Here is a 20,533-nt window from a genome sequence, read left to right as displayed (position 1 = left end):
ATTAATTCCATTTGTATTATCTATATATTTAATTTGTTTTCCCATTAGAATGTTCATAATTGAATTAATCTCCATTTTTCTTTTCAATTTTAATGTGTTTATTGGAGATTGCCTATGGTAAACTATTCAGAAAAAGAAAAGGAACTTTACATCCTATGAAAAATTCTTTTTCCAGAAATTTGATAATTTCTACTCTTATATTGATCACCTTTGTTTTACTAGTAGATGGTCTAGAAAAGATATTACTGATCTCTATTTTTCTTTTGATACCAATGCTGCTTTCTCTTGTTCCTACTATTAAACGTGATGAAAGCAGCTCAAAATTCCATTTGCTTCTATTAAACTCTCACCTTTACATAGCAGTAACCATCGGAATCGCATGTTTATTTTCGAATGGAAGCATCTTCTCTGGAATATTCTCGATACCTTGGGCTGTCTATACACTTTTATTATTTGGTTACGGGATTAGAAGGTTTATGGAACGCGGTTGGTATATGATAGAAGAAAATGCTATTGATATGAGCTTTTTATATGCTCTAATCGGTGGAATTACCCTAAGCGCCTATTGTTTTTCAACAAATAAAACGATTGCTTCTCTCTTTCTGACATCTGCTATTCATTTTCATTTAAGCGCTATCTTTTCTGCTTTATTTATTGGATTAGTTGGACGGACACTTTCGATAGAAAAAAAAGTAACATTTTTTTATCGATGGGCAGCAAGAGGGATGATGCTTAGTCCACTATTTATTGGTATTGGTATGTTTACAAATGATTGGTTTCAAAACATAGGGCTTTGGATTTACTTCATATGTATTATAATCTATAACTTTTTTGTACTCTTATATATAGAAAAAAAGAATATGCTTACAAGTCTCTGTATTTGTTTATCTGCCGTAATCTTATTAATATCAACTGTCTTGTCTGTTGTCCATGGCATTTTCCAACTGCAAGGATATACGTGGATTGTAGCAGAACAATGGAAATGGTATCATGAGATCCCTATCGTAATAGGCTTTATTCTAGGCATTTTTGGTTGGTATTATCGAAAACCAGTAGAAAAAAACAATATATACCAACTCCCCAGTATAGGTATAAATGGCGAATCATACATAGGAAAAGATTTTCTGCAACGCAATAATTATGAAGATCAACAAACCGCACATGCTGGTATCATGACCAATCTAGATAAGTTTGCAAGAAGTGATTTAATTCCCAACTTGCTGCATCCAAAAGTAATCTCTTTTTTTGAGAATACATCTCTATATGATGTTGCTATTCAAGCACAATGGACAAAAGCTTCTTGGCTCTTCGAAAAATGCCACAAAGCCTGGTCCAAAAAAATGCAGCAAACAAATGTACCTTCACCAAATGAAAGTGCGAAACAAATTCATAGTGAAATTGTAAGTGTTATCAATAACGAGCAATATTGGAATAAAAGATTACATGCGTGGGTCTGTAGCTACAAAGATTCTGATGATACTTTTTTTCTAGGAATTTATGCCGATCATATACATAATGGAGAACGCTATTTAAACATCACCTATCCAATTACTGGTTCCAACCGAGTCACTGTTTATCGGCTAGAACATGGTCTAGATGGTTCGTTGCAGTTAACTTCTATTCCAAGAAGAGGAGGCATTGGAGATGAGGGGAATTATCTCATGATTAAAAACTTCTCCATTCGCCTTCCTTTAAACGAACATTTTCTCATTTGGGTTGATGAGTACGGTCGATTACAAGTCACGCATCGTTTTTGGTTTTTTGGTGTAAAAATACTCAGTCTTGAATACGAGATGCTCGCTAAGTAACAATTTGTACAAAGAAGAGACAACTTATTTCATTTGTTGTCTCTTCTTTGTTTCGATTAAAATATTTGAGAGTTTGATCCCAGCAAAAAGGTTACTCCTAATTAATCTAACTTATCTTTTTATAAACAAGAAAAAAGATACTTAGTTGGAAAAATATGACAATACGAGGAACAATAACAAAAAAATCGAAGATGAAAAACACCCCAAAAACACCAACTAACAAGCACAAGTGAGAAAAACGAAGTCGATGTTTTTCGATTCGATACTTATGAAATACCAAGATAGTGGATACGGTGTATACAAATACTGATGAAAAAGTGAGAAATAATAAGAAGTGGTAATCCATCCTATATAATGAAGAAAGTTGAACCGTTGATGCAATGACACTTACTGATAAAAAAATAAATAAATGCCCATAAATGATAGATTGACCAGATGATGCCAATTGTTTATCTAGTTTTTCTTCAAGATTATCATAATATTGCCACCACATGACAATTACAACAAGATACGAAACCAAAGCAAATACAATTGACTTCCATTCCAAGTCTTCGAGATGAAGCACAGCAATCAGACTAACGATCAATTCGCCGAACAAGATAATCGTAAATAATCCGAACCGCTCAAGTAAATGTTCCAAATGAGTAGGAGCTTTTTTTAAATATTTCCGCCCTAAAATCGGAAGTACTACATCGACTAAAATTCCTAGATATAAGATGACATATCTCATCCATGAATCGAAATACAAAGAGCAAAGAGAAATAACAATCCCCATGAGAAAACCATACCCTAAATAGTTTGCCGCTTGTTTCCTTGCATCAATCTCATAATGACTAATCCATAAGTATTGCAATGAAGTGAACAAACGAACACCAATATATCCAATCAAAAAGGTTAAATAATACTTATCAAAATCGATGTTTAGACTCGCTGTCATCAACAAAACAAAAAACATTTGTCCAATCATAAACAAACGTTGTTTTAGTGAATCTTCTCCAAATCGATTCATAAAAAGCGACTGCCCTACCCATGCCCACCAAATAGGTACAAACATCAATAGAAATTTCCATAAAAATTCAAAAGGGATCACGCCATGATGTTCATGTAATAATACATGTGTTGCTTTTGAGATGGCTGCAACAAATATAAGATCATAGAATAATTCAAGCCAAGTAACTTTTTTGGTCATTCCATCTTCTTCCTAACTGTGTTCAAATCGTATTTAAAATCTCTTGAGTCAAATCATTCTTAAAAAACCACATCGTACCAAAAATACAAGACAAATTTTTATAAATATAGATAATACTAACGTGATTATATCATTAGTAATGAAGGACTCAAGAACTGCCTTTCTAAGAACCCCTGGCTTTAGCAGTAATGAGGTGCCTGTATCAAAAAATTATACAGAAAAAAACCCCTCCGCTTATAAACAGTGGGATTTTTTATTACACAAAGTCTTTCTTTTCTTTTTTAGGAAATGCTCGCTTTTATCTCCTACACGCAATCAAATGAACTATCATAAAAGACTTTGATCTTCACTTCTCTAAGTATACAAGATTAAAACAAGGAGCTGCTCTGAGCGATTTGAAGATTCGATGACCCAGCTTCTCATACAAAGCAATGTTCTTTTCGCTTTTGTCTCCAGTAAATAATTCGAATCTGGAACTCAAGAACAATTTCTCCATGGCTGCCATTAGTTTTTTGGCGATGCCTCTGTTCTGGTTTTCAGGATGAACAATCAGCTTTCCAATATAACATGTCCCATCTTTTTCATACGCCCTGACAGACCCAACAATTGTTTCATTTATTACATCCTTAAGAATGATATGATCTGCAAATTGTTTATTAAATTCCACTTGAGTTTGAGCAAGTGGTTCAATGCCAAAATCATTGTATATTTCTGCTTCGCTTCTATACGCGAGTTTTTGTAGTGCAAGGATTTCTTCACTGTCAGAAACAGATGCTCTTTCAATGGTAATATTCATCTCAGCTAACTATCTCTTCATCTAAATGCATACTAAAAAAACTGCCCTTCGCTAATAAACTACTTAAAATGTATTCGAACAACCCTTTCCAAGTCTAGATCAACCTGACCTACTATTGAAAACAACTATTTTTTCACTATTTTCCAAGCTGTGTATCCTTTTGTTAAAACATAAGAAATGATAAGAATAACTGCAAGTACTCCGTCTGTAAGATATACAGATTGAATATCTGGTGTAATTTTGTTTATTAACAAAGGGACTGTAACAGCTACTGCTGCTTTGTGGAAAATAACCAATTCCCAGATTCCAGCATAATGCCTTGGAAAAAATGCTAAAAGAAGAAAAAGCCCAGTAAACACAATGAAACCAAACAACCGCCAAATTTCAACGATTTTTCTAATCGGTTCAGCTTCTGTTACTGGTGTTAAATTCAAAAAAACCGACGCTAACGCACCAACTGCGCATAACAAAAGTAATACCATGGATAAGATATCTCTCCATTTAGATACTGTTGACATCTGATTCCCTCTTTCAAATACATATCGATATCCAACTCTATATTAATAAATATATTAATAATTTAACATATTATTATTCGATATTTTAAAAAAACCACATCTAACATGAATATTCTGTAATCGTTATAGAACCCCTCCAAAAAATTCGAAGATATGTGGTTTTACCTTTTTCACATGATGCTAAATTTGTAAATAGAAAACCCCTTGGATACCAAGGAGTTTTGTTCATCGAACAATAGCTCACTCATTATAAAAATCAATTATAAATAATTTTATATTTTTGCATGATAACCCCATTTCCATACTGCTTAAGATTTACTAATTCAAGACGAATTTGCTTCTTACTAGTTCCAAAAAGCGGAATCCCTTCCCCTATCATTACAGGATTTACTTTTAATATGAGCGTGTCTATTAATTCATGATCTAGTAGTGAACCAGCCAGTTGTCCTCCACCGCAAAGCCATATCTTTTGGTTCGTATTCTCTTTTAGATTTCGAATAAAATCAACAGCATTATCCTTTACTAGTTCTACTTCTTCATTTGACTCAAACTCCATTGTTTTTGAAAATATATAATGTTTAAGTCCATCATATCCTGGTTCTCCTGGTTTTTTCCCATATTGAAAGCCATATTCGTACGTCTTACCGCCCATTAAAACTGCATTATATTGTTGAATAGCAGCAATGAAATCTGGAACATGCTCATCATCATAAATAAAAATAGAATTGTCTGCAACCCCATTAATATCTGCAATAAAACCATCAGCTGTTGCTGCTACATGGTAAATTAGTTCGGTAGTCATAAACGTTTACCCCTCTTATCTGAATAATCAATACACTTTGGATTCATTTTCTCAACATAAAAAACCCCATATCCATTTTTCAGATAGGAGTTAGGCAACATAAAAAGACAAATTAATTTTATGTATAAGATCAAGTTTGCTCATTTATATATAAATGCAAGCCTAGCTCATACTAACCCTATCAAAAAAATGTTTATTGTTTATCATTACAAACATTTTAAAAGATAAAATTAGTAGATCATCGGCCTCATCATCCCTTCGATTTAACATTTTTAATAATATTATAGAATATTTATTTCGTCAATAAATACTTTAATATGATTTTATTTTTAAACTATTTCCGATTTTAATAGAAACGAAGACATTAATTGTGTCGTAATCAATAAACAGGCCATTTTCATAAATTTTAGATGACCATATGATTGAAATCTTAAAAATAACGTTGTCATCTGGAAGGTTATCCTACTCTATAAGCTTGATTACTTCTTTTTCCACGTCACTATTGAAAGGTATACGAAGTAAAGGAACGACGAAAAACAATGCAATAACAAATAAAAATAACGTGATACCATAAATACCAAACAAAGTTAATTGATCTTTTAACCAACCCGCTGTGAAACTTGCTACTATCAAAGATGCAGTGTACATCGGAACGAGAATACCATTTACTCTTCCAAAATAATTCGTCTCTGTTTTTTGTAAAATAAGTGTATTGAGTCCAATTTGGATACTAGGCATTACTAACCCACAAATAAATTGTGATCCTAATGTCAACCATAACTGATTAGACAAAACAGATGTGACGCAACTAATTCCGTTCACAATGATTCCTACAAAGATTAATTGTATGGGTGTAACCTTTTTTGTGAGAATTATGATAAGTAAACCACTCAGAATAGTTCCTGCCCCATTAGCTGTGAGCAGCCATTGAAGATATTCGTTGCCTAATCTCAATCGATCAGTAACCAAAAACACTTGTAAGGGCTGAACTAATCCGAAGCCTATATAGGTAATAACAAAACATCCAGTTAGCATCTTTAGTGTTTTTTTAGACCACACATAATAAAAACCTGCCTTCATTTCAAAAAAAATGAGTGGTTTTTCGACCTTCTCCTCCGTTTTTTGATCCGATGGAAGCAAAAATTGCAGAAAAGCAGATATTACATACATTCCCCCCATTAAAACAATCGCTGTGTTTACTCCATACTGTTGAAATACAAATGTGCCCATTATCGGGCCAATCAAAACAAATATAGAAAAAGCAGTTTGATAGAGGGAAATTCCTGCTTGTATTTGATTTTTCGGTAAATATTTTTTAAACAGTTTTAAACCTGCCGGCTGTGAAAACTGCATCAAAGTTGCATATGCTAAAGGCAATAAATATACTGCTTTCCAAGAAACAAAAATCACAGCAATGAGAATCGCAAACACAAAAACAGCATTTAAAAAATCAGACAAAATCATCTTTCGTTTAGGCTGCAATCGATCTGCAAATGTACCACCTATAAAGGAAAAAAGTACAACTGGCGCAAATTCTGCAACAGTCAACATTGAAATCGCAACCGGATCGTTGTTCGTTTTCGTCATTACAAACATCATAACAGCATAAAAGCGAATCCAAATGCCTGTTTGAGAACATAATATTGCAGCAAGAATAACCCCTACCACTCGATGACGGAAGAAAGCGGATAATTTAAATCTAGTAATCTGATTGGACATAAAAATCTCCCTGATTCATTAAATTAGGACGTCATATTCCATAAGCTTGGCAGTTGCCTTTGATACTTCCAATCCCAACAAACGATTTACAATATGCAAAGACATATTAATACCTGCAGAAACTCCAGCAGCAGTTAGAATGTCCCCTTCATCTACAAATTTCACAGTTTGCATGACAGTGGTTTCTGGAAATCTACTCTCTAACTCTTTTATGCTGGCCCAATGTGTTGTCGCACGTTTCCCTTTTAGTAAACCTGCCTGAGCCAATAGAAAAGCTCCTGTACAAACGGATGCCATAATCTGAACGCTCTCCATCCTATCTTTAATCCATTGGATAACCGTTTTATTTTCAAACTCTTTGAGAGTTCCAGGCCCGCCTGGAATGATAATAATGTCAAAAGGCGGAGCAGTTTGGAAACTATAATTCGGTTGAATTTTCAAACCATTCCTTGCAAAAACAATTTTTCCATTTTCAGAAAAAGTAGTGACATGAAAAGGTTTTACTTCTCTATTTTGTTCTTGATCGAATTCGGTAACAGCAAAAACTTCAAACGGGCCTGCAAAATCGAGTACCTCTACATCTTCAAACAAAAAAATCCCCACATCTAATGTGTTCACAGTTTTCCCTCTCTTCTATTTATTAACTAAATATCAGTCTATATTTGAAATAAAAAAACTGCATGATTCAAAAGAGCTATCTTATAACATTGCGAGCGAGAAAACCCACGATTTAAACCGTGGGTTTTCTCGCTCGCAATGTTATACTGTTATAGATTGTTTTAAAGGGTAATATCAGTTACAACTATTGGGAATGGAAGAGAGGCTACCTATTTCTATAGTGTAGCTCTTTACAATATTCAAACAAGACTCAATCAATTACATAATGAAAAATGAGAGCACACTTGATATGTGGTCTCGTTGTTTTGTGTGCGACAACAAAAAGGAGGATCCGTACATGACAGTAATTACAAAAGATAGAGGTTCTCGAAAACTTCCATTTGACCGACCAAGACTAGAACGATTTATTGATCAATTATTCAAAGATGTGAGACTTGACTCCATACATTTCAAAGAGAAAATCATTCGTGCTATTGAAAATCGTGAGGAATACAAAGCTTCTGCCATTTCCAAACAAATGATTTTAAATGCTTTGGAAGAAATGACAATGGAAGAACCTAGTTGGGATAAAATCGCTGTCCGCGTAAAGTTGAAAGAAATGTACAAAGAAGCAAGTCGTAACCGTTCTTATGGTGCTAACCAGAAATACAGTTCTTTATTTGGGCTGCTGAAAAAGCTAGGTTCGCTAGGTATATATGACCCAAATTTGTTGAAGAAATACTCTGTTGATGAAATCAACGAAATTGAAAACATGATTGATTCAACAAAAGACGATCTATTTACCTATGCTGGTCTTCAAACCTTGGCTGACCGATATTTGACAAAAGATTATGATGGTAATTTATTCGAACTCCCTCAAGAACGCTGGATTATTATCGCCATGACGTTACTTCAGAATGAAGACCCTGAAAAAAGATTGAAGTTGATTCAAGAAGCTTATTGGGCACTCTCAAACCTTTACATGACCGTTGCAACTCCAACATTATCAAACGCAGGAAAAAGTTTCGGTCAGTTGTCGAGCTGTTTCATTGATACAGTAGAAGACTCTCTTGAAGGTATTTACAACTCCAATACCGATGTTGCTCGTCTATCGAAAAACGGTGGAGGAATTGGTGTTTACTTAGGAAAAGTACGTTCTCTCGGTTCCGATATTAAAGGTTTTAAAGGAGCTTCATCTGGAGTAATTCCTTGGATCAAGCAATTAAATAATACCGCTGTTTCTGTTGACCAACTGGGCACTCGTAAAGGAGCAATTGCAGTTTATTTGGATGCTTGGCACAAAGATATTATTCCCTTTCTTGAACTGAAATTGAACAATGGTGACGAGAGAAAACGTGCTCATGACATTTTCACTGGGGTCTGTGTTCCAGATCTATTCATGGAACAACTTCAAGTCAGAGACGAGAATGGAAAAAGTGTTGGGGAATGGTACTTGTTTGATCCCCATGAAGTCGAGAGAGTCATGGGATATTGTTTAGAAGACTTTTATGATGAAAAACGCGGTTCTGGTTCATTCCGTTCCAGATACTTTGAATGTGTGAACAATCCAACCCTTTCCAAAAAACGTGTTCTTGCTATTGATATTATGAAAGCAATTATGAAGTCTCAACTAGAAACAGGGACTCCCTATATGTTCTACCGAGACACGGTCAATCGGGATAATGTAAACAAACACAAAGGTATGATTTACAGCTCCAATCTATGTACAGAAATCATGCAGAACATGAGTCCAACCACAATTGAACAAGAGTTCATTGAAGACCGTGACGGAGAACGAAAACTTGTTATCATAAAAAAAATGGGAGACTTTGTTGTTTGTAACTTGTCGAGTATTAACCTAGGTCGTGCTGTTCCAAACAAAGTACTTGATCGTTTGATCCCCATTCAAGTTCGTATGTTAGACAATGTAATTGATCTAAACAAAGGTAGATTGGAAGTTCTTCAAGCAGAAGAGACAAACGACCGTTACCGTGCTATTGGTCTTGGTACATTTGGACTCCATCACTTACTTGCTCTTAAAAACATTCACTGGGAAAGCGAAGAAGCCATTGAATACAACGATAAGCTTTATGAAGAGATTACTTATTTATCTCTTAAAGCTTCCCATGAACTTGCGATAGAAAAAGGATCTTATCCTTATTTTGAGGGTTCCGACTTTCATAATGGAGATTTTTTTGAAAGACGTAGTTATAAATCAAAACGCTGGGTTGAGTTAAAGCAAGCAATTGAAAATGAGGGTATCAGAAATGGATATTTACAGGCAGTTGCACCAAATGGTTCCACTTCCATTATTGCTGGATCCACTGCTTCTATTGACCCGGTGTTTAAGAAAATATACACAGAAGAGAAGAAAGGAATTAAAATTCCAGTTGTTGTTCCAGATTTAAATCCTTCTACCACATGGTTTTATAAGTCGGCTTATTTACTCGATCAACATTGGAGTATTGAACAAAATGCTCGTCGTCAAAAACACATTGATCAATCGCTGTCTTTCAATTTTTATGTAAAAAACACGATTAAAGCGAAAGAGCTTTTAGATATTCATATACATGCTTGGAAAGCTCATCTGAAAACAACTTACTATGTTCGTTCCACTTCTCAAAAAGTAATTGATGAATGTGAATCCTGCCAATAAATTTTCTAGGAGCTGGTCACAGCTCCTTTTCTTTTTCGTTGGACGACTTAATAGATATATGGAGGAACAAAACAAATGAAAAAAAGAAAATTATATGATGTAACAGCACCAAACAAATCAACAAAGATAATTGGAGGAGCCAGCTCTAATGTTTTAAATTGGGACGACGTTCGTTTTCCTTGGGCATACGGATTATATAAAACAATGCTAGGTAACTTCTGGACTCCTTTTGAAATTGATATGTCTCAGGATATTAAACAATGGGAAGATACATTGACAGAGAACGAGAAAGACACATTCTTGAAAATTATTGGGCTTCTCGCTTTACTTGACTCTATTCAAACTGATTATGCTGGTAAAGTTGCTGATTATATTACAGACTCCAGTGTAAATGCTCTGATGATTATCCTTGCACAACAGGAAGTTGTACATAATCATTCTTATTCCTACGTATTGAGTTCTTTGGTTCCCAAACATATTCAAGATGAGGTTTTCGAATACTGGAAGACTCTTCCTGTGCTAAGAAAACGAAATGACTTTGTGGCTAGTGGTTATGAAGAATTTGCAACGAGTCCATCTCCAGAAAATATGGTGAAATCTATCGTGTTTGACGTTATTTTGGAAGGTCTATTCTTTTATGCTGGGTTTGCTTTCTTCTATGACCTTGCACGTCAAGGGAAAATGACCGCTTCCAGTCAAATGATCAATTATATAAATCGGGACGAGAATCAACATGTCCGTTTATTTTCTGAAACCTTCCACGCTATTCTTACCGATTATCCAGAATTGGACACACCAAAACTAAGGCAATTCGTGTTAAATGCATTCACCAGAGCAACAGAACTGGAAACAGAATGGAGTCAATTCATTATTGGAGATCGTTTTGATAATATTGATCCCCATACAATGGAGGAATATTTAAAATTCACAGCAAATAAACGCTGTATGCAACTAATTGGAGAAAAACCTTATCCAGAAGTTACAATAAACCCTATGAAATGGATTCGTTATTTTGAAGACATTGATGACTCCAAACAAGACTTCTTCGAAGGAAAATCTCGTCAATACACAAAGGTTGACGATGATAATGGTTTTGATGAATTGTAAAATGAGTTTTTTGATCTTCAACTCTCCATTTTTTGCCGTCGATTAGAAAAAGTGACCTAAATACAATCAATAATAAAAGTCCTCTAAAAATATTAGAGGACTTTTACAAGATTTAGTGAAGGTATGCAAGCACATATTAATCATTTGAAGCGTACCTCAATTTATCTCTAAAAATTTATAATCTTGCGAGTGAGAAAACCCACGGTTTGAATCGTGGGATGTTAGCGAGCATCACTACAACGGGAGCACAAGTTTCGCTAGTTCACTAAAGTGGCAAGTCTCACTTGTAGACGAGGAAAAATCGTTATATTTACCCAGTTTTTCGCTGGAAAGAAAACACATACTTGTTCTCCTTTATAGGTATAAAATACTTGTTTATATTTGATTTGCTCTTCAACTTCGAAGATTGCTTGATGAATCCACTTGTCGGATTTGATTACAAGCCACTACTTACGCTTCCTCTATGATTAAAATTATATAGAATGAATACTGCTTAAACTGCTCAAAAGGCTTCCACACGTAAACGGTTGCAAGAGCCAAAACCCGACCAAAGGCGACAATTCCAGAACAACCCATTTATCCAAAAGAACAGCAATATCAACATTCTTATTAATCATATTAAGATTGTCTTTCAATCACATTGGCAGATAAAAAACCTTCCTATCACGCGTATATACGTGTAAGAAGGTTTAGGGTTGTATAAAAAGTGTACCGCTACCACTTCCGAAGAGCGAACATTAACACTACGGTAGAATAACGGTACACCAACGACTATAACATCTGTGGTGGAGTATAGCGGGATCGAACCGCTGACCTCTACACTGCCAGTGTAACTTACTAATGGATTCTAGATTATCTTAGTGTACACAAGTGAATCGTTGTACAGGGTTTCAAGGTTTCATTTGCTGTTTAGTCCCCTCTAGTTTACCCCAGTTATCATAAGTGCGTGGTCTTTTTGTGGTCAACATGGTCTTTATCTTAATTCCAACCCCTTATACATTACTCGCACAAGAGGTATTGGTAACTCAATTTTTTGAAAGACATAAGCCCCGGCTATAAACTAGCTTATTTATCAAATGGGTATATTCAATTTACAAACAAATGCCATCTAACATAAATTGATATATCACTAAATTACAGGGAGATTAATCCTTATGATTAGACCCAGACCACGCAATTCTTGTAATCAATTCGTAACTCCCCCTCAACAATGTTTAGGGATTTTCCCACCTCAGCCATGTATATGCCCTACTGGACCCACAGGAGTTACTGGTGTTACTGGTGTTACTGGTGTTACTGGTCCTACTGGTCCATCAGGAGGACCTCCTGGTCCCACTGGGGCTACCGGAGTTACTGGGGCTACTGGAGTTACTGGTTCTACCGGGATCACCGGGACTACTGGAGGAACCGGGACTACTGGGGTTACCGGCTCTACTGGAGGAACCGGGACTACTGGAGGAACCGGAGCTACTGGAGGAACCGGTTCTACTGGGGTAACCGGCTCTACTGGGGTAACCGGGGCTACTGGCGTAACCGGGGCTACTGGCGGAACCGGAGCTACTGGCGGAACCGGAGCTACTGGCGGAACCGGAGCTACTGGCGGAACCGGAGCTACTGGCGGAACCGGAGCTACTGGCGGAACCGGAGCTACTGGCGGAACTGGGGATACTGGGGTTACTGGTTCTACTGGGGAAACCGGGACTACTGGAGGAACCGGGGCTACTGGCGGAACCGGAGCTACTGGCGGAACCGGGGCTACTGGGGTTACTGGTTCTACTGGAGAAACCGGGACTACTGGTGTAACCGGAGCTACTGGGGTTACTGGTTCTACTGGAGAAACCGGAGCTACTGGCGTAACCGGGGCTACTGGGGGAACCGGCTCTACTGGGGTTACTGGTTCTACTGGAGAAACCGGGACTACTGGCGTAACCGGAGCTACTGGGGTTACTGGTTCTACTGGAGTAACCGGGACTACTGGTGTAACCGGAGCTACTGGGGTTACTGGTTCTACTGGAGTAACTGGGGATACTGGGGGAACCGGGACTACCGGAGGAACCGGAGCTACTGGCGTAACCGGAGCTACTGGCGTAACCGGAGCTACTGGCGTAACCGGGACTACTGGCGGAACCGGAGCTACTGGCGTAACCGGGACTACCGGAGGAACCGGAGCTACTGGCGTAACCGGGACTACCGGGGGAACCGGAGCTACTGGCGTAACCGGAGCTACTGGCGTAACCGGTGTTAATGGGGTAACCGGAGCTACTGGGGCTACTGGCGCTACTGGGATCACTGGGCCTACTGGAGCATCCGGTGTTAATGGGGTAACCGGAGCTACTGGGACTACTGGCGCTACTGGGGTCACTGGGCCTACTGGAGCATCCGGTGTTAATGGGGTAACCGGAGCTACTGGGGCTACTGGCGCTACTGGGGTCACTGGGCCTACTGGAGCATTCGGTGTTAATGGGGTAACCGGAGCTACTGGGGCTACTGGCGCTACTGGGGCTACTGGGGTTACTGGTACTACTGGCGCTACTGGAACAGCATCTCTTGGATATCTGTTTGTTTATGATACAACCACCCAAACAGTCCCTATTGGTGGAAGCGTTTCTTTTAACACAAATGGTCCAATTTCTGCTCCATTTAGTCACGTAGCTGGAACGCCAACTATTATAGTTGGATCAACAGGGGTTTACCTAGCTGAATTTCGTCTTTCTGCTCGTGAGAACAACCAGTTTTCTTTCTTTTTAAATGGATCACCTATACCGGGAGGAAGATTTGGACAAATGTCGAACGAAAATATTAATTCGGGTATAACTATTTTTACTGTTACTGTTGCCCCAAGTACTCTAACTTTAGTAAATAACAGTTCAGCAGCACCCGGTAGTATTATTCTTGATCCAACTGCAGGAGGAACTCTAATCGGAGATTCCGCAGCCATTACCATTATAAAGTTGGTGTAATCCAACAAGAAATTACACTTTGGAAAACAAAATATAAGATAAAGAAGAGAACAAAACTCTTGGAATGTATACCAAGGGTTTTGTTCTCTTTTACGACAGATTGTGGCGTTCAAAAATATGTATAATTATCACCTAAAAATATGTCTATTTGAATTACGATAAAAAACAAGCCTATTGGTTCTATTATAAGCCCAAATCTCCTCCTGTAACCTTACTGTACCCAAGTGCGTGGTAAATTTGTGGTAAATTGCCACTTTTTAGCACCTGATACTAACTTCGGGACATAGCAAAACCCCTTGTATATCAAGAGGTTTAGGTGGTGGAGTATAGCGGGATCGAACCGCTGACCTCTACACTGCCAGTGTAGCGCTCTCCCAGCTGAGCTAATACCCCAAATTTAAATTTTTATAATGGAATAACACCTTATTATTATATTTTACCATCAATAAAATGTCAAAATCAAACTTCAAGATGCAGCAACAACTGATATATCGTTTACACTTGCTTTAAGCTTGCGAAATTTCAGAAAGGAAATAACCCTCCAAGGAATCACACATGCTAACACAAGCACCAGAAATAAAGCAATCTCTTTGTCCGGACCCAGAAATCTCAAATAATCTCGAAGTAAAAACCGAATCAGAAAAACGATGATAAAGGAGACAATGAATCCATTGTTTTTAACAGCATAAATCAGCTTATCTGATCGAATTTCATAATTTGTTGTATACATCAATGGTATGAATAATAAAATACCAGTTCCAACTGCACTGCACCAGATACAAGGAGCAAGATGTACTTTTGAATTCAATAGATATGGCACACTAATCACAATCACAAGCAGGATCGGAAAAAGCAATCGAAAACCATCTCCAGACATAGGTCTGTACATCGAACGTGTTCTTCGCAAGAAGACAATGGCTGCAACAACTATGACAATAACATAAAAAAAGGAAGGATTTATAATCTCCACCTCATAGAAGTTCACTTGTTAATTATATAATTACATAAAAATTGGAAATTGACAATTTGATTCAAAATTTATCTACTCTAAAATATTTCCATCCCGAATATTACGAATAACGAATGAAACTTCACAAACTATACACGAAAAACCGACATTTTCTCCACCTTTCTTTGATATTTTAGTTGATTTGCCCATTTTAAAAACATATAATTAGCTAGTCTTAAATATAATTTCATTTACCTCAAGGAGGAAAACTGCGTGATGAAGCGCTTACTTATTTCTGTTTTCTCACTAGCATTAATTTTCACACTTTCCCCATTACATACCATTGTGAAAGCAGAAGAAACAAAATCAGAACAAAAAGTAACTACATTGGAACAACCTCTGTCTACAAAAGATGAACCTGCTGAGCAAAAACCTGCTGATGATAAATCCCAAAATCCAGCAGATGATTCAAAAGAAAAAGAAACAACGAAACCTAGCACAGAAACTCCTGCAAATAATCAAGAAGATAAAACGAATACAGAAAACACTACTCCTGTTACGGATACAAAGCTGGAAATTCACCGGCAATTTAGTGATATCGGATATGCTATCCATGCAAAATTAACAGATGTAAAGTCCGCTGAAGGAACTTGGACATTTTATGTTGATGGTAAGAAAAAAAGCACAAAACAAAATAAAAAAACCTCTGTTACTTTCCAGTTATCGATGGATGATGATATGAATGATGGAGAAACAAAATCACATGATGTCAAAGTTATTTTCGAAGGAAAGACAGATGGTAAAGATAATAAAGTAGAAGGCACACATACGCTACCAGATTTAAAATTTGACTATACACAAATTGGAAATAACGATAAATTCACTGGCACACTGGATCCAGCGAAAAATGCAGTAGGTCAATGGGGAATCGCTGTTGGAGATCAAAACGGCGATAAACTTATTGCTGAAAAAAATGTAGAAAACTATAAAGGAACGACTTTCTCCCATACCTTTACTGGTATTAAAAAAGGCACTTATCTTGTATACATTGCCTTTGAAGGGAAAGTAGACGGTGAAGATACATTTGTGATTAAATATTTGACATTAGAAGTTACAGAAGAGGGCAATGGAGGAGACATCAAACCACCTCCATCCGATTATAAGCCAACAAAGCCAGTTGATAAAGGTGCAGTAGATCAAGTTATCAAAAACACCAAAAAAGGCGGACCAATGCCAAAAACTGCTACAGCAAATCCGACTGGCATGGTAACTGGTCTTGTGCTTCTCGTATTAGGTGGTTCACTGCTTGCATACCGTCGTTTTGCAAAACAATCCTAATCATGCGATTTTCACTAAAAGGCTCACTGCATCTTACGCAGTAAGCCTTTTTCCTTTATTTTACACTCGGCTTTTTTGATTTTCTTCTGCGACGTTTGCCAGAATTACTTGCTGTATCGTCTTTTCCATCCTCTTTTTTTGCTATGTTTCTTGGTTTACGTGTAGGAACTTTTTTTGCAGATTGCTGATTTTTTCTTACTGGCTTCTTCTTTTTCTTTTCTTTTTCCTTGGATGAAGTTGGCAATGGGATATCTTGTGGTATATGCTCCAAAAGTTCAAAGTCAATTTTACGATCTTCCATATTTACTCCGCTGACCTTGATTCTAACTTTATCCCCAATACGCAAGACTCTGCCTGTACGTTCACCAATTAGGCAATAATATTTCTCTTCATAACGATAATAATCATCGTTTAAAAAGCTAACATGCACCAGACCTTCGATGGTATTTTCCAGCTCCACAAACACGCCGAAGCTTGTGACTCCGCTAATAATACCGTCAAATTCTTCACCAACATGCTCAGTCATATACTCTGCTTGTTTGAGATCATCCGTTTCGCGCTCAGCATCTACAGCAATTCTCTCACGAATAGAAGACTGATCTGCAGCATCGGCAAGAAATATCTGCAGTTGCTCTGTTCGTTCGGCTGATAGGCTTCCTTCATTGAATATTTCTCTCATCACCCGATGAATTAATAAGTCAGGATACCTCCGAATAGGCGAAGTGAAATGCGAATAAAAATTTGCTGCTAATCCGAAATGTCCTGCGTTTTGTGTAGAATACTTTGCTTGTTTCATCGAACGAAGCATAATAGTACTGATAACTGTCTCTTCTGGTCTTCCACTAATTTTCGCCAATAAATCTTGGAGAGCTCTTGGTTTTACTTTATCTGCCTTTCCCTTCATACGGTAGCCAAAAGTTGTAACAAATTGAAAGAAGGATTGCAGTTTCTCTGCATCCGGATTTTCATGGATCCGGTATACAAAAGGCACTTCAAGGCGATTGTAATGCTCAGCAACGGTCTCATTTGCTGCAAGCATAAATTCTTCGATTAATCTTTCCGCTACAGAACGTGGACGTTTGACGATATCAATCGGTTTTCCATTTTCATCTACAACAATCTTCGCTTCTGTAAAATTAAAATCTACAGCACCGCGTCTTGTTCGTTTGGAACGGAGTTTTCCTGCTAATTGTGCCATCAACTCAAAATGAGGAACCAATGGTTTGTAACGCTCGATCAGTTCTTGATCATTTTCTTCCAATATTTTTTGCACATTGCGATAAGTCATTCGCTCATTGGTACAGATGACAGATGGATAAATATCATACTGTAAAACTTCACCGCGATTATCGATTTCCATATCGCAAGTCATTGTTAGACGATCAACATGTGGATTTAAACTGCAAATACCATTGGATAGGCGTTTCGGTAACATCGGAATTACACGATCTACCAAATATACACTACATCCCCGTTCATATGCTTCTCGGTCTAACGCGCTGCCTTCTTTCACGTAGTAGCCAACATCTGCAATATGAACGCCAAGTCGTACATTTCCACCCGCCAGTTGTTCTACAGAAACAGCATCATCAAGGTCTTTTGCATCCTCTCCATCAATCGTAACCATGATCCGTTTCCGTAAATCTTTTCTTCCGATGAGATCCTCCTCTTGAATTGTTTCACTTATAGACTCTGCTTCCAATTCCACTTCAGGAGGAAAATGCTCTGGTAGTCCATGTTTGCGTATGATAGATACAATATCCACACCTGGATCATTTTTGTTTCCAATAATCTCAATTATTTCACCTTCTGCACTATTACGATCTGAAGGGAAATGACTTAGCTTCACTACTACCTTTTGCCCATTTTTCGCTCCCATACGATATTCAGCTGGAATAAATACATCTGCCGGTAATCTGCGATCGTCTGGAACAACAAATCCAAAATGTTCATTAATCGCCCGAAAAACGCCGACAATTTGTGAACGACCACGCTTAACGATTCTCGCAATCTCTCCTTCGGGACGACGGTCTTGTTTCTTCTTTTGGAACACACGAACAAGAACGATATCCCCGTCCATCGCGCCATTCATATCACTTGCATGGATATAGATATCTTTTAAATCGCTACTATCTGCAATGACAAAAGCAAATCCTTTGGCATTCCCTTGAACTTTTCCACGAACTAAATTCATTCTTTCTGGAGTGCCGTAACTATTTTTTTTGGTTTTGACTACTTGACCAGTCGCTTCCAATTCTTGTAATAGGGTTCTTAGTTCTGTCTCATGAGCCTTTAAATCAAGCGCTTCCATAATTTCAAGGAAAGTCAGCGGTTTATATGCTTCTTGATCTAAAAACTGCAATAATTTTTGGGTAGTTAACAACCTAAATTACTCCCTTTCAGAAGAAGTTCGCAATATAAATTGCTCTACTTCTTTAAATAACTTTTTTCGCTCTTTATCAACCGTAATAATATGTGATGATTTTTCGTACCAAGTGAACGCTTTATCTGGAGATGAAATACTGTTATAAATAATCGGTCCGCTTTGCGGAGATACTGTTTCATCATTCCGTGACTGCACAATTAAGGCAGGCAGTTCGATTTTACTCAATCTTTTTCGTACATAACGGATCAATCGATTTAACTCTCCAACACTTTTGAGTGGTGTTCGATCATATGGAATAAGATGCTGCTCAATATCGGGGTGCTTAGGTTCGCTTCTTAACGAAAATGGCATAAACCAATGAATCAATCGAACAAAATTTGCCCGAAAATCTTTCACTTTAATTGGAGCACACATAGCAATTAATCCGCTTAATTCTGTCTGGTAATTTAACGCTAAATGAAATGCTAATATTCCCCCCATAGAGAGCCCTGCAACATAAATTTTATCGATATCTGCTTTCTTCAACGCACGATAAGCAGTTTCTACATCACTCACCCATTGCTGCCAAGTAGTTTGTTGCATGTCTTCTGGTGTTGTTCCATGACCTGTTAAAAGCGGTGCAGATACAGTAAATCCTTTACTATACAAATAATCTCCCATCGGTCTTAATTCAGAAGGAGTACCAGTAAATCCATGTATTAGTAGGATACCCGTTTTTCCTCCAGAATAAAAAAAAGGGTCTTTTGAGCGGGTTACTTTCTGCATCACATTCAGCTCCGATTTATAATGAAAGCGACTCGTTGCCGGAGTCGCTTTAGTCGTCTTGAATAGGAAAAGTGCTGGAAACTCTTATGAAATTATACCATGATAGGAAACAAATCGCAAAAAACAAACAATAATAGTTCTACTGATTGACTGAATGAACCAACAATATTGATAACAATGTAGTTAATAAGCGTTTTCATTTGCTATTAAATTATTTTTCTAATTATATTTACAATTATGATTAATAGTAATAATGTTATTAACAGATACAGACCACCAAGTCTAACCAATCAGTCTATTTGAATTGGAGGTAACCAAGTGCCGTACCCACGATTTGAAAAACTTTCGAATGAGAAGAAAGAAATTCTCTTGAAACAAGCAGCACAAGAATTTTCAACCTATGGATTCGAGCGATCCTCACTTAATCGAATCCTTGAAAAATCGAATATGAGCAAAGGAGCTGCTTACTACTATTTTGAAGACAAAGCTGATCTATTTTGTACAGTAGTGGGATATGTGAATGAATGTTTATGCCTATCCAATCTAGAATTAGATTTAAACACTTTGACTGCAAATAATTTCTGGAAAACCATAGAACAACAACACTACGAGCCTATCTCACGATCATTTGACCGACCTTGGCTTTTTAGAATATTCGGTGTAATCCCTAAGATTACAGATCCATCCGAACGACTCGCATCACTGGTTCAAGAAAGTAAAGAACACGCCATGAATCTAATAAAAAAAGGTCAAGAACTCGGAGTCATTCGAACTGATTTACCAAAAGAGCTACTATTGGAATGGATGATTGCAATCGACGGTGCAAGCGATAATTGGTTGATAGAAAACTGGAAGGAGTTAGACCAATCCACTATTCGAAATATATCAGACCAAACCATAGCGTCGATACGAAATGCATTTAAAACAGTTAATTAATACGGAT

Annotated in this window: 15 protein-coding genes and 1 tRNA gene; 6 read left to right on the top strand and 10 right to left on the bottom strand. The window is 37.2% G+C overall.

Annotation, left to right across the window (positions count from 1 at the left end):
* Positions 1-155 precede the first annotated feature (155 nt).
* The gene (locus AC5WOC_RS16670) at positions 156-1,808 is read left to right on the top strand and encodes a YndJ family transporter (RefSeq protein ID WP_496056550.1); all 1,653 of its coding nucleotides are present in this window, start codon (positions 156-158) and stop codon (positions 1,806-1,808) included.
* A 106-nt stretch (positions 1,809-1,914) separates the two neighbouring features.
* On the opposite strand, the gene AC5WOC_RS16665 is transcribed toward AC5WOC_RS16670, so the two are convergent.
* The 6 genes from AC5WOC_RS16665 to AC5WOC_RS16640 all read right to left on the bottom strand — a co-directional run bounded on the left by AC5WOC_RS16665 (position 1,915) and on the right by AC5WOC_RS16640 (position 7,450).
* Positions 1,915-2,997 carry a low temperature requirement protein A gene (locus AC5WOC_RS16665; RefSeq protein ID WP_496056549.1) on the bottom strand — a complete coding sequence of 361 codons (1,083 nt, stop codon included), beginning with the start codon at positions 2,995-2,997 and terminating at the stop codon, positions 1,915-1,917.
* Between the two features lie 346 nt (positions 2,998-3,343).
* On the bottom strand, positions 3,344-3,793 hold the full coding sequence (locus AC5WOC_RS16660) for a GNAT family N-acetyltransferase (protein WP_496056548.1): 450 nt from the start codon (positions 3,791-3,793) through the stop codon (positions 3,344-3,346).
* Between the two features lie 125 nt (positions 3,794-3,918).
* Positions 3,919-4,311 carry a hypothetical protein gene (locus AC5WOC_RS16655; protein WP_496056547.1) on the bottom strand — a complete coding sequence of 131 codons (393 nt, stop codon included), beginning with the start codon at positions 4,309-4,311 and terminating at the stop codon, positions 3,919-3,921.
* Between the two features lie 256 nt (positions 4,312-4,567).
* Positions 4,568-5,113 (bottom strand): dihydrofolate reductase family protein, encoded by a 546-nt coding sequence (locus AC5WOC_RS16650; protein ID WP_496056546.1) that lies wholly within the window; start codon positions 5,111-5,113, stop codon positions 4,568-4,570.
* 462 nt (positions 5,114-5,575) lie between these two features.
* Positions 5,576-6,832 (bottom strand): MFS transporter, encoded by a 1,257-nt coding sequence (locus tag AC5WOC_RS16645; protein WP_496056545.1) that lies wholly within the window; start codon positions 6,830-6,832, stop codon positions 5,576-5,578.
* 18 nt (positions 6,833-6,850) lie between these two features.
* Positions 6,851-7,450 (bottom strand): DJ-1/PfpI family protein, encoded by a 600-nt coding sequence (locus tag AC5WOC_RS16640; protein ID WP_496056544.1) that lies wholly within the window; start codon positions 7,448-7,450, stop codon positions 6,851-6,853.
* A gap of 337 nt (positions 7,451-7,787) precedes the next feature.
* Between AC5WOC_RS16640 and AC5WOC_RS16635 the strand changes: the two genes are divergently transcribed.
* The 3 genes from AC5WOC_RS16635 (at position 7,788) to AC5WOC_RS16625 (ending at position 14,152) form a co-directional block, all read left to right on the top strand.
* Positions 7,788-10,085, top strand: a complete 2,298-nt coding sequence (locus tag AC5WOC_RS16635) for a ribonucleoside-diphosphate reductase subunit alpha (protein WP_496056543.1) — start codon at positions 7,788-7,790, stop codon at positions 10,083-10,085.
* A 75-nt stretch (positions 10,086-10,160) separates the two neighbouring features.
* Entirely contained in the window at positions 10,161-11,192 is a 1,032-nt protein-coding gene (locus AC5WOC_RS16630) for a ribonucleotide-diphosphate reductase subunit beta (RefSeq protein ID WP_496056542.1), read from the top strand.
* 1,154 nt (positions 11,193-12,346) lie between these two features.
* The gene (locus tag AC5WOC_RS16625) at positions 12,347-14,152 is read left to right on the top strand and encodes a hypothetical protein (RefSeq protein WP_496056541.1); all 1,806 of its coding nucleotides are present in this window, start codon (positions 12,347-12,349) and stop codon (positions 14,150-14,152) included.
* A gap of 317 nt (positions 14,153-14,469) precedes the next feature.
* On the opposite strand, the gene AC5WOC_RS16620 is transcribed toward AC5WOC_RS16625, so the two are convergent.
* A tRNA-Ala gene (locus AC5WOC_RS16620) sits at positions 14,470-14,545 on the bottom strand.
* 73 nt (positions 14,546-14,618) lie between these two features.
* The gene (locus AC5WOC_RS16615) at positions 14,619-15,122 is read right to left on the bottom strand and encodes a CcdC protein domain-containing protein (protein ID WP_496056540.1); all 504 of its coding nucleotides are present in this window, start codon (positions 15,120-15,122) and stop codon (positions 14,619-14,621) included.
* Positions 15,123-15,374: 252 nt separating this feature from the next.
* Here AC5WOC_RS16615 and AC5WOC_RS16610 point away from each other — a divergent pair, with 252 nt between their 5' ends.
* The gene (locus AC5WOC_RS16610; RefSeq protein WP_496056539.1) at positions 15,375-16,439 is read left to right on the top strand and encodes a hypothetical protein; all 1,065 of its coding nucleotides are present in this window, start codon (positions 15,375-15,377) and stop codon (positions 16,437-16,439) included.
* 55 nt (positions 16,440-16,494) lie between these two features.
* Here AC5WOC_RS16610 and rnr read toward each other — a convergent pair whose 3' ends face one another.
* Together rnr and AC5WOC_RS16600 are read right to left on the bottom strand one after the other, a co-directional pair.
* A complete protein-coding gene (gene rnr / locus AC5WOC_RS16605; protein WP_496056538.1) occupies positions 16,495-18,822 on the bottom strand; it encodes a ribonuclease R in 2,328 nt (775 codons plus the stop codon).
* Between the two features lie 6 nt (positions 18,823-18,828).
* Positions 18,829-19,590 (bottom strand): alpha/beta hydrolase, encoded by a 762-nt coding sequence (locus AC5WOC_RS16600; protein ID WP_496056537.1) that lies wholly within the window; start codon positions 19,588-19,590, stop codon positions 18,829-18,831.
* Positions 19,591-19,908: 318 nt separating this feature from the next.
* On the opposite strand from AC5WOC_RS16600, the gene AC5WOC_RS16595 reads away from it, so the two are divergent.
* The gene (locus AC5WOC_RS16595) at positions 19,909-20,526 is read left to right on the top strand and encodes a TetR/AcrR family transcriptional regulator (RefSeq protein WP_496056536.1); all 618 of its coding nucleotides are present in this window, start codon (positions 19,909-19,911) and stop codon (positions 20,524-20,526) included.
* Positions 20,527-20,533 lie beyond the last annotated feature (7 nt).

Source organism: Shimazuella sp. NTD247 (assembly GCF_059510415.1).
Note: the sequence above shows the minus strand (reverse complement) of the source record. Positions and strands in the feature narration are given on the sequence as shown.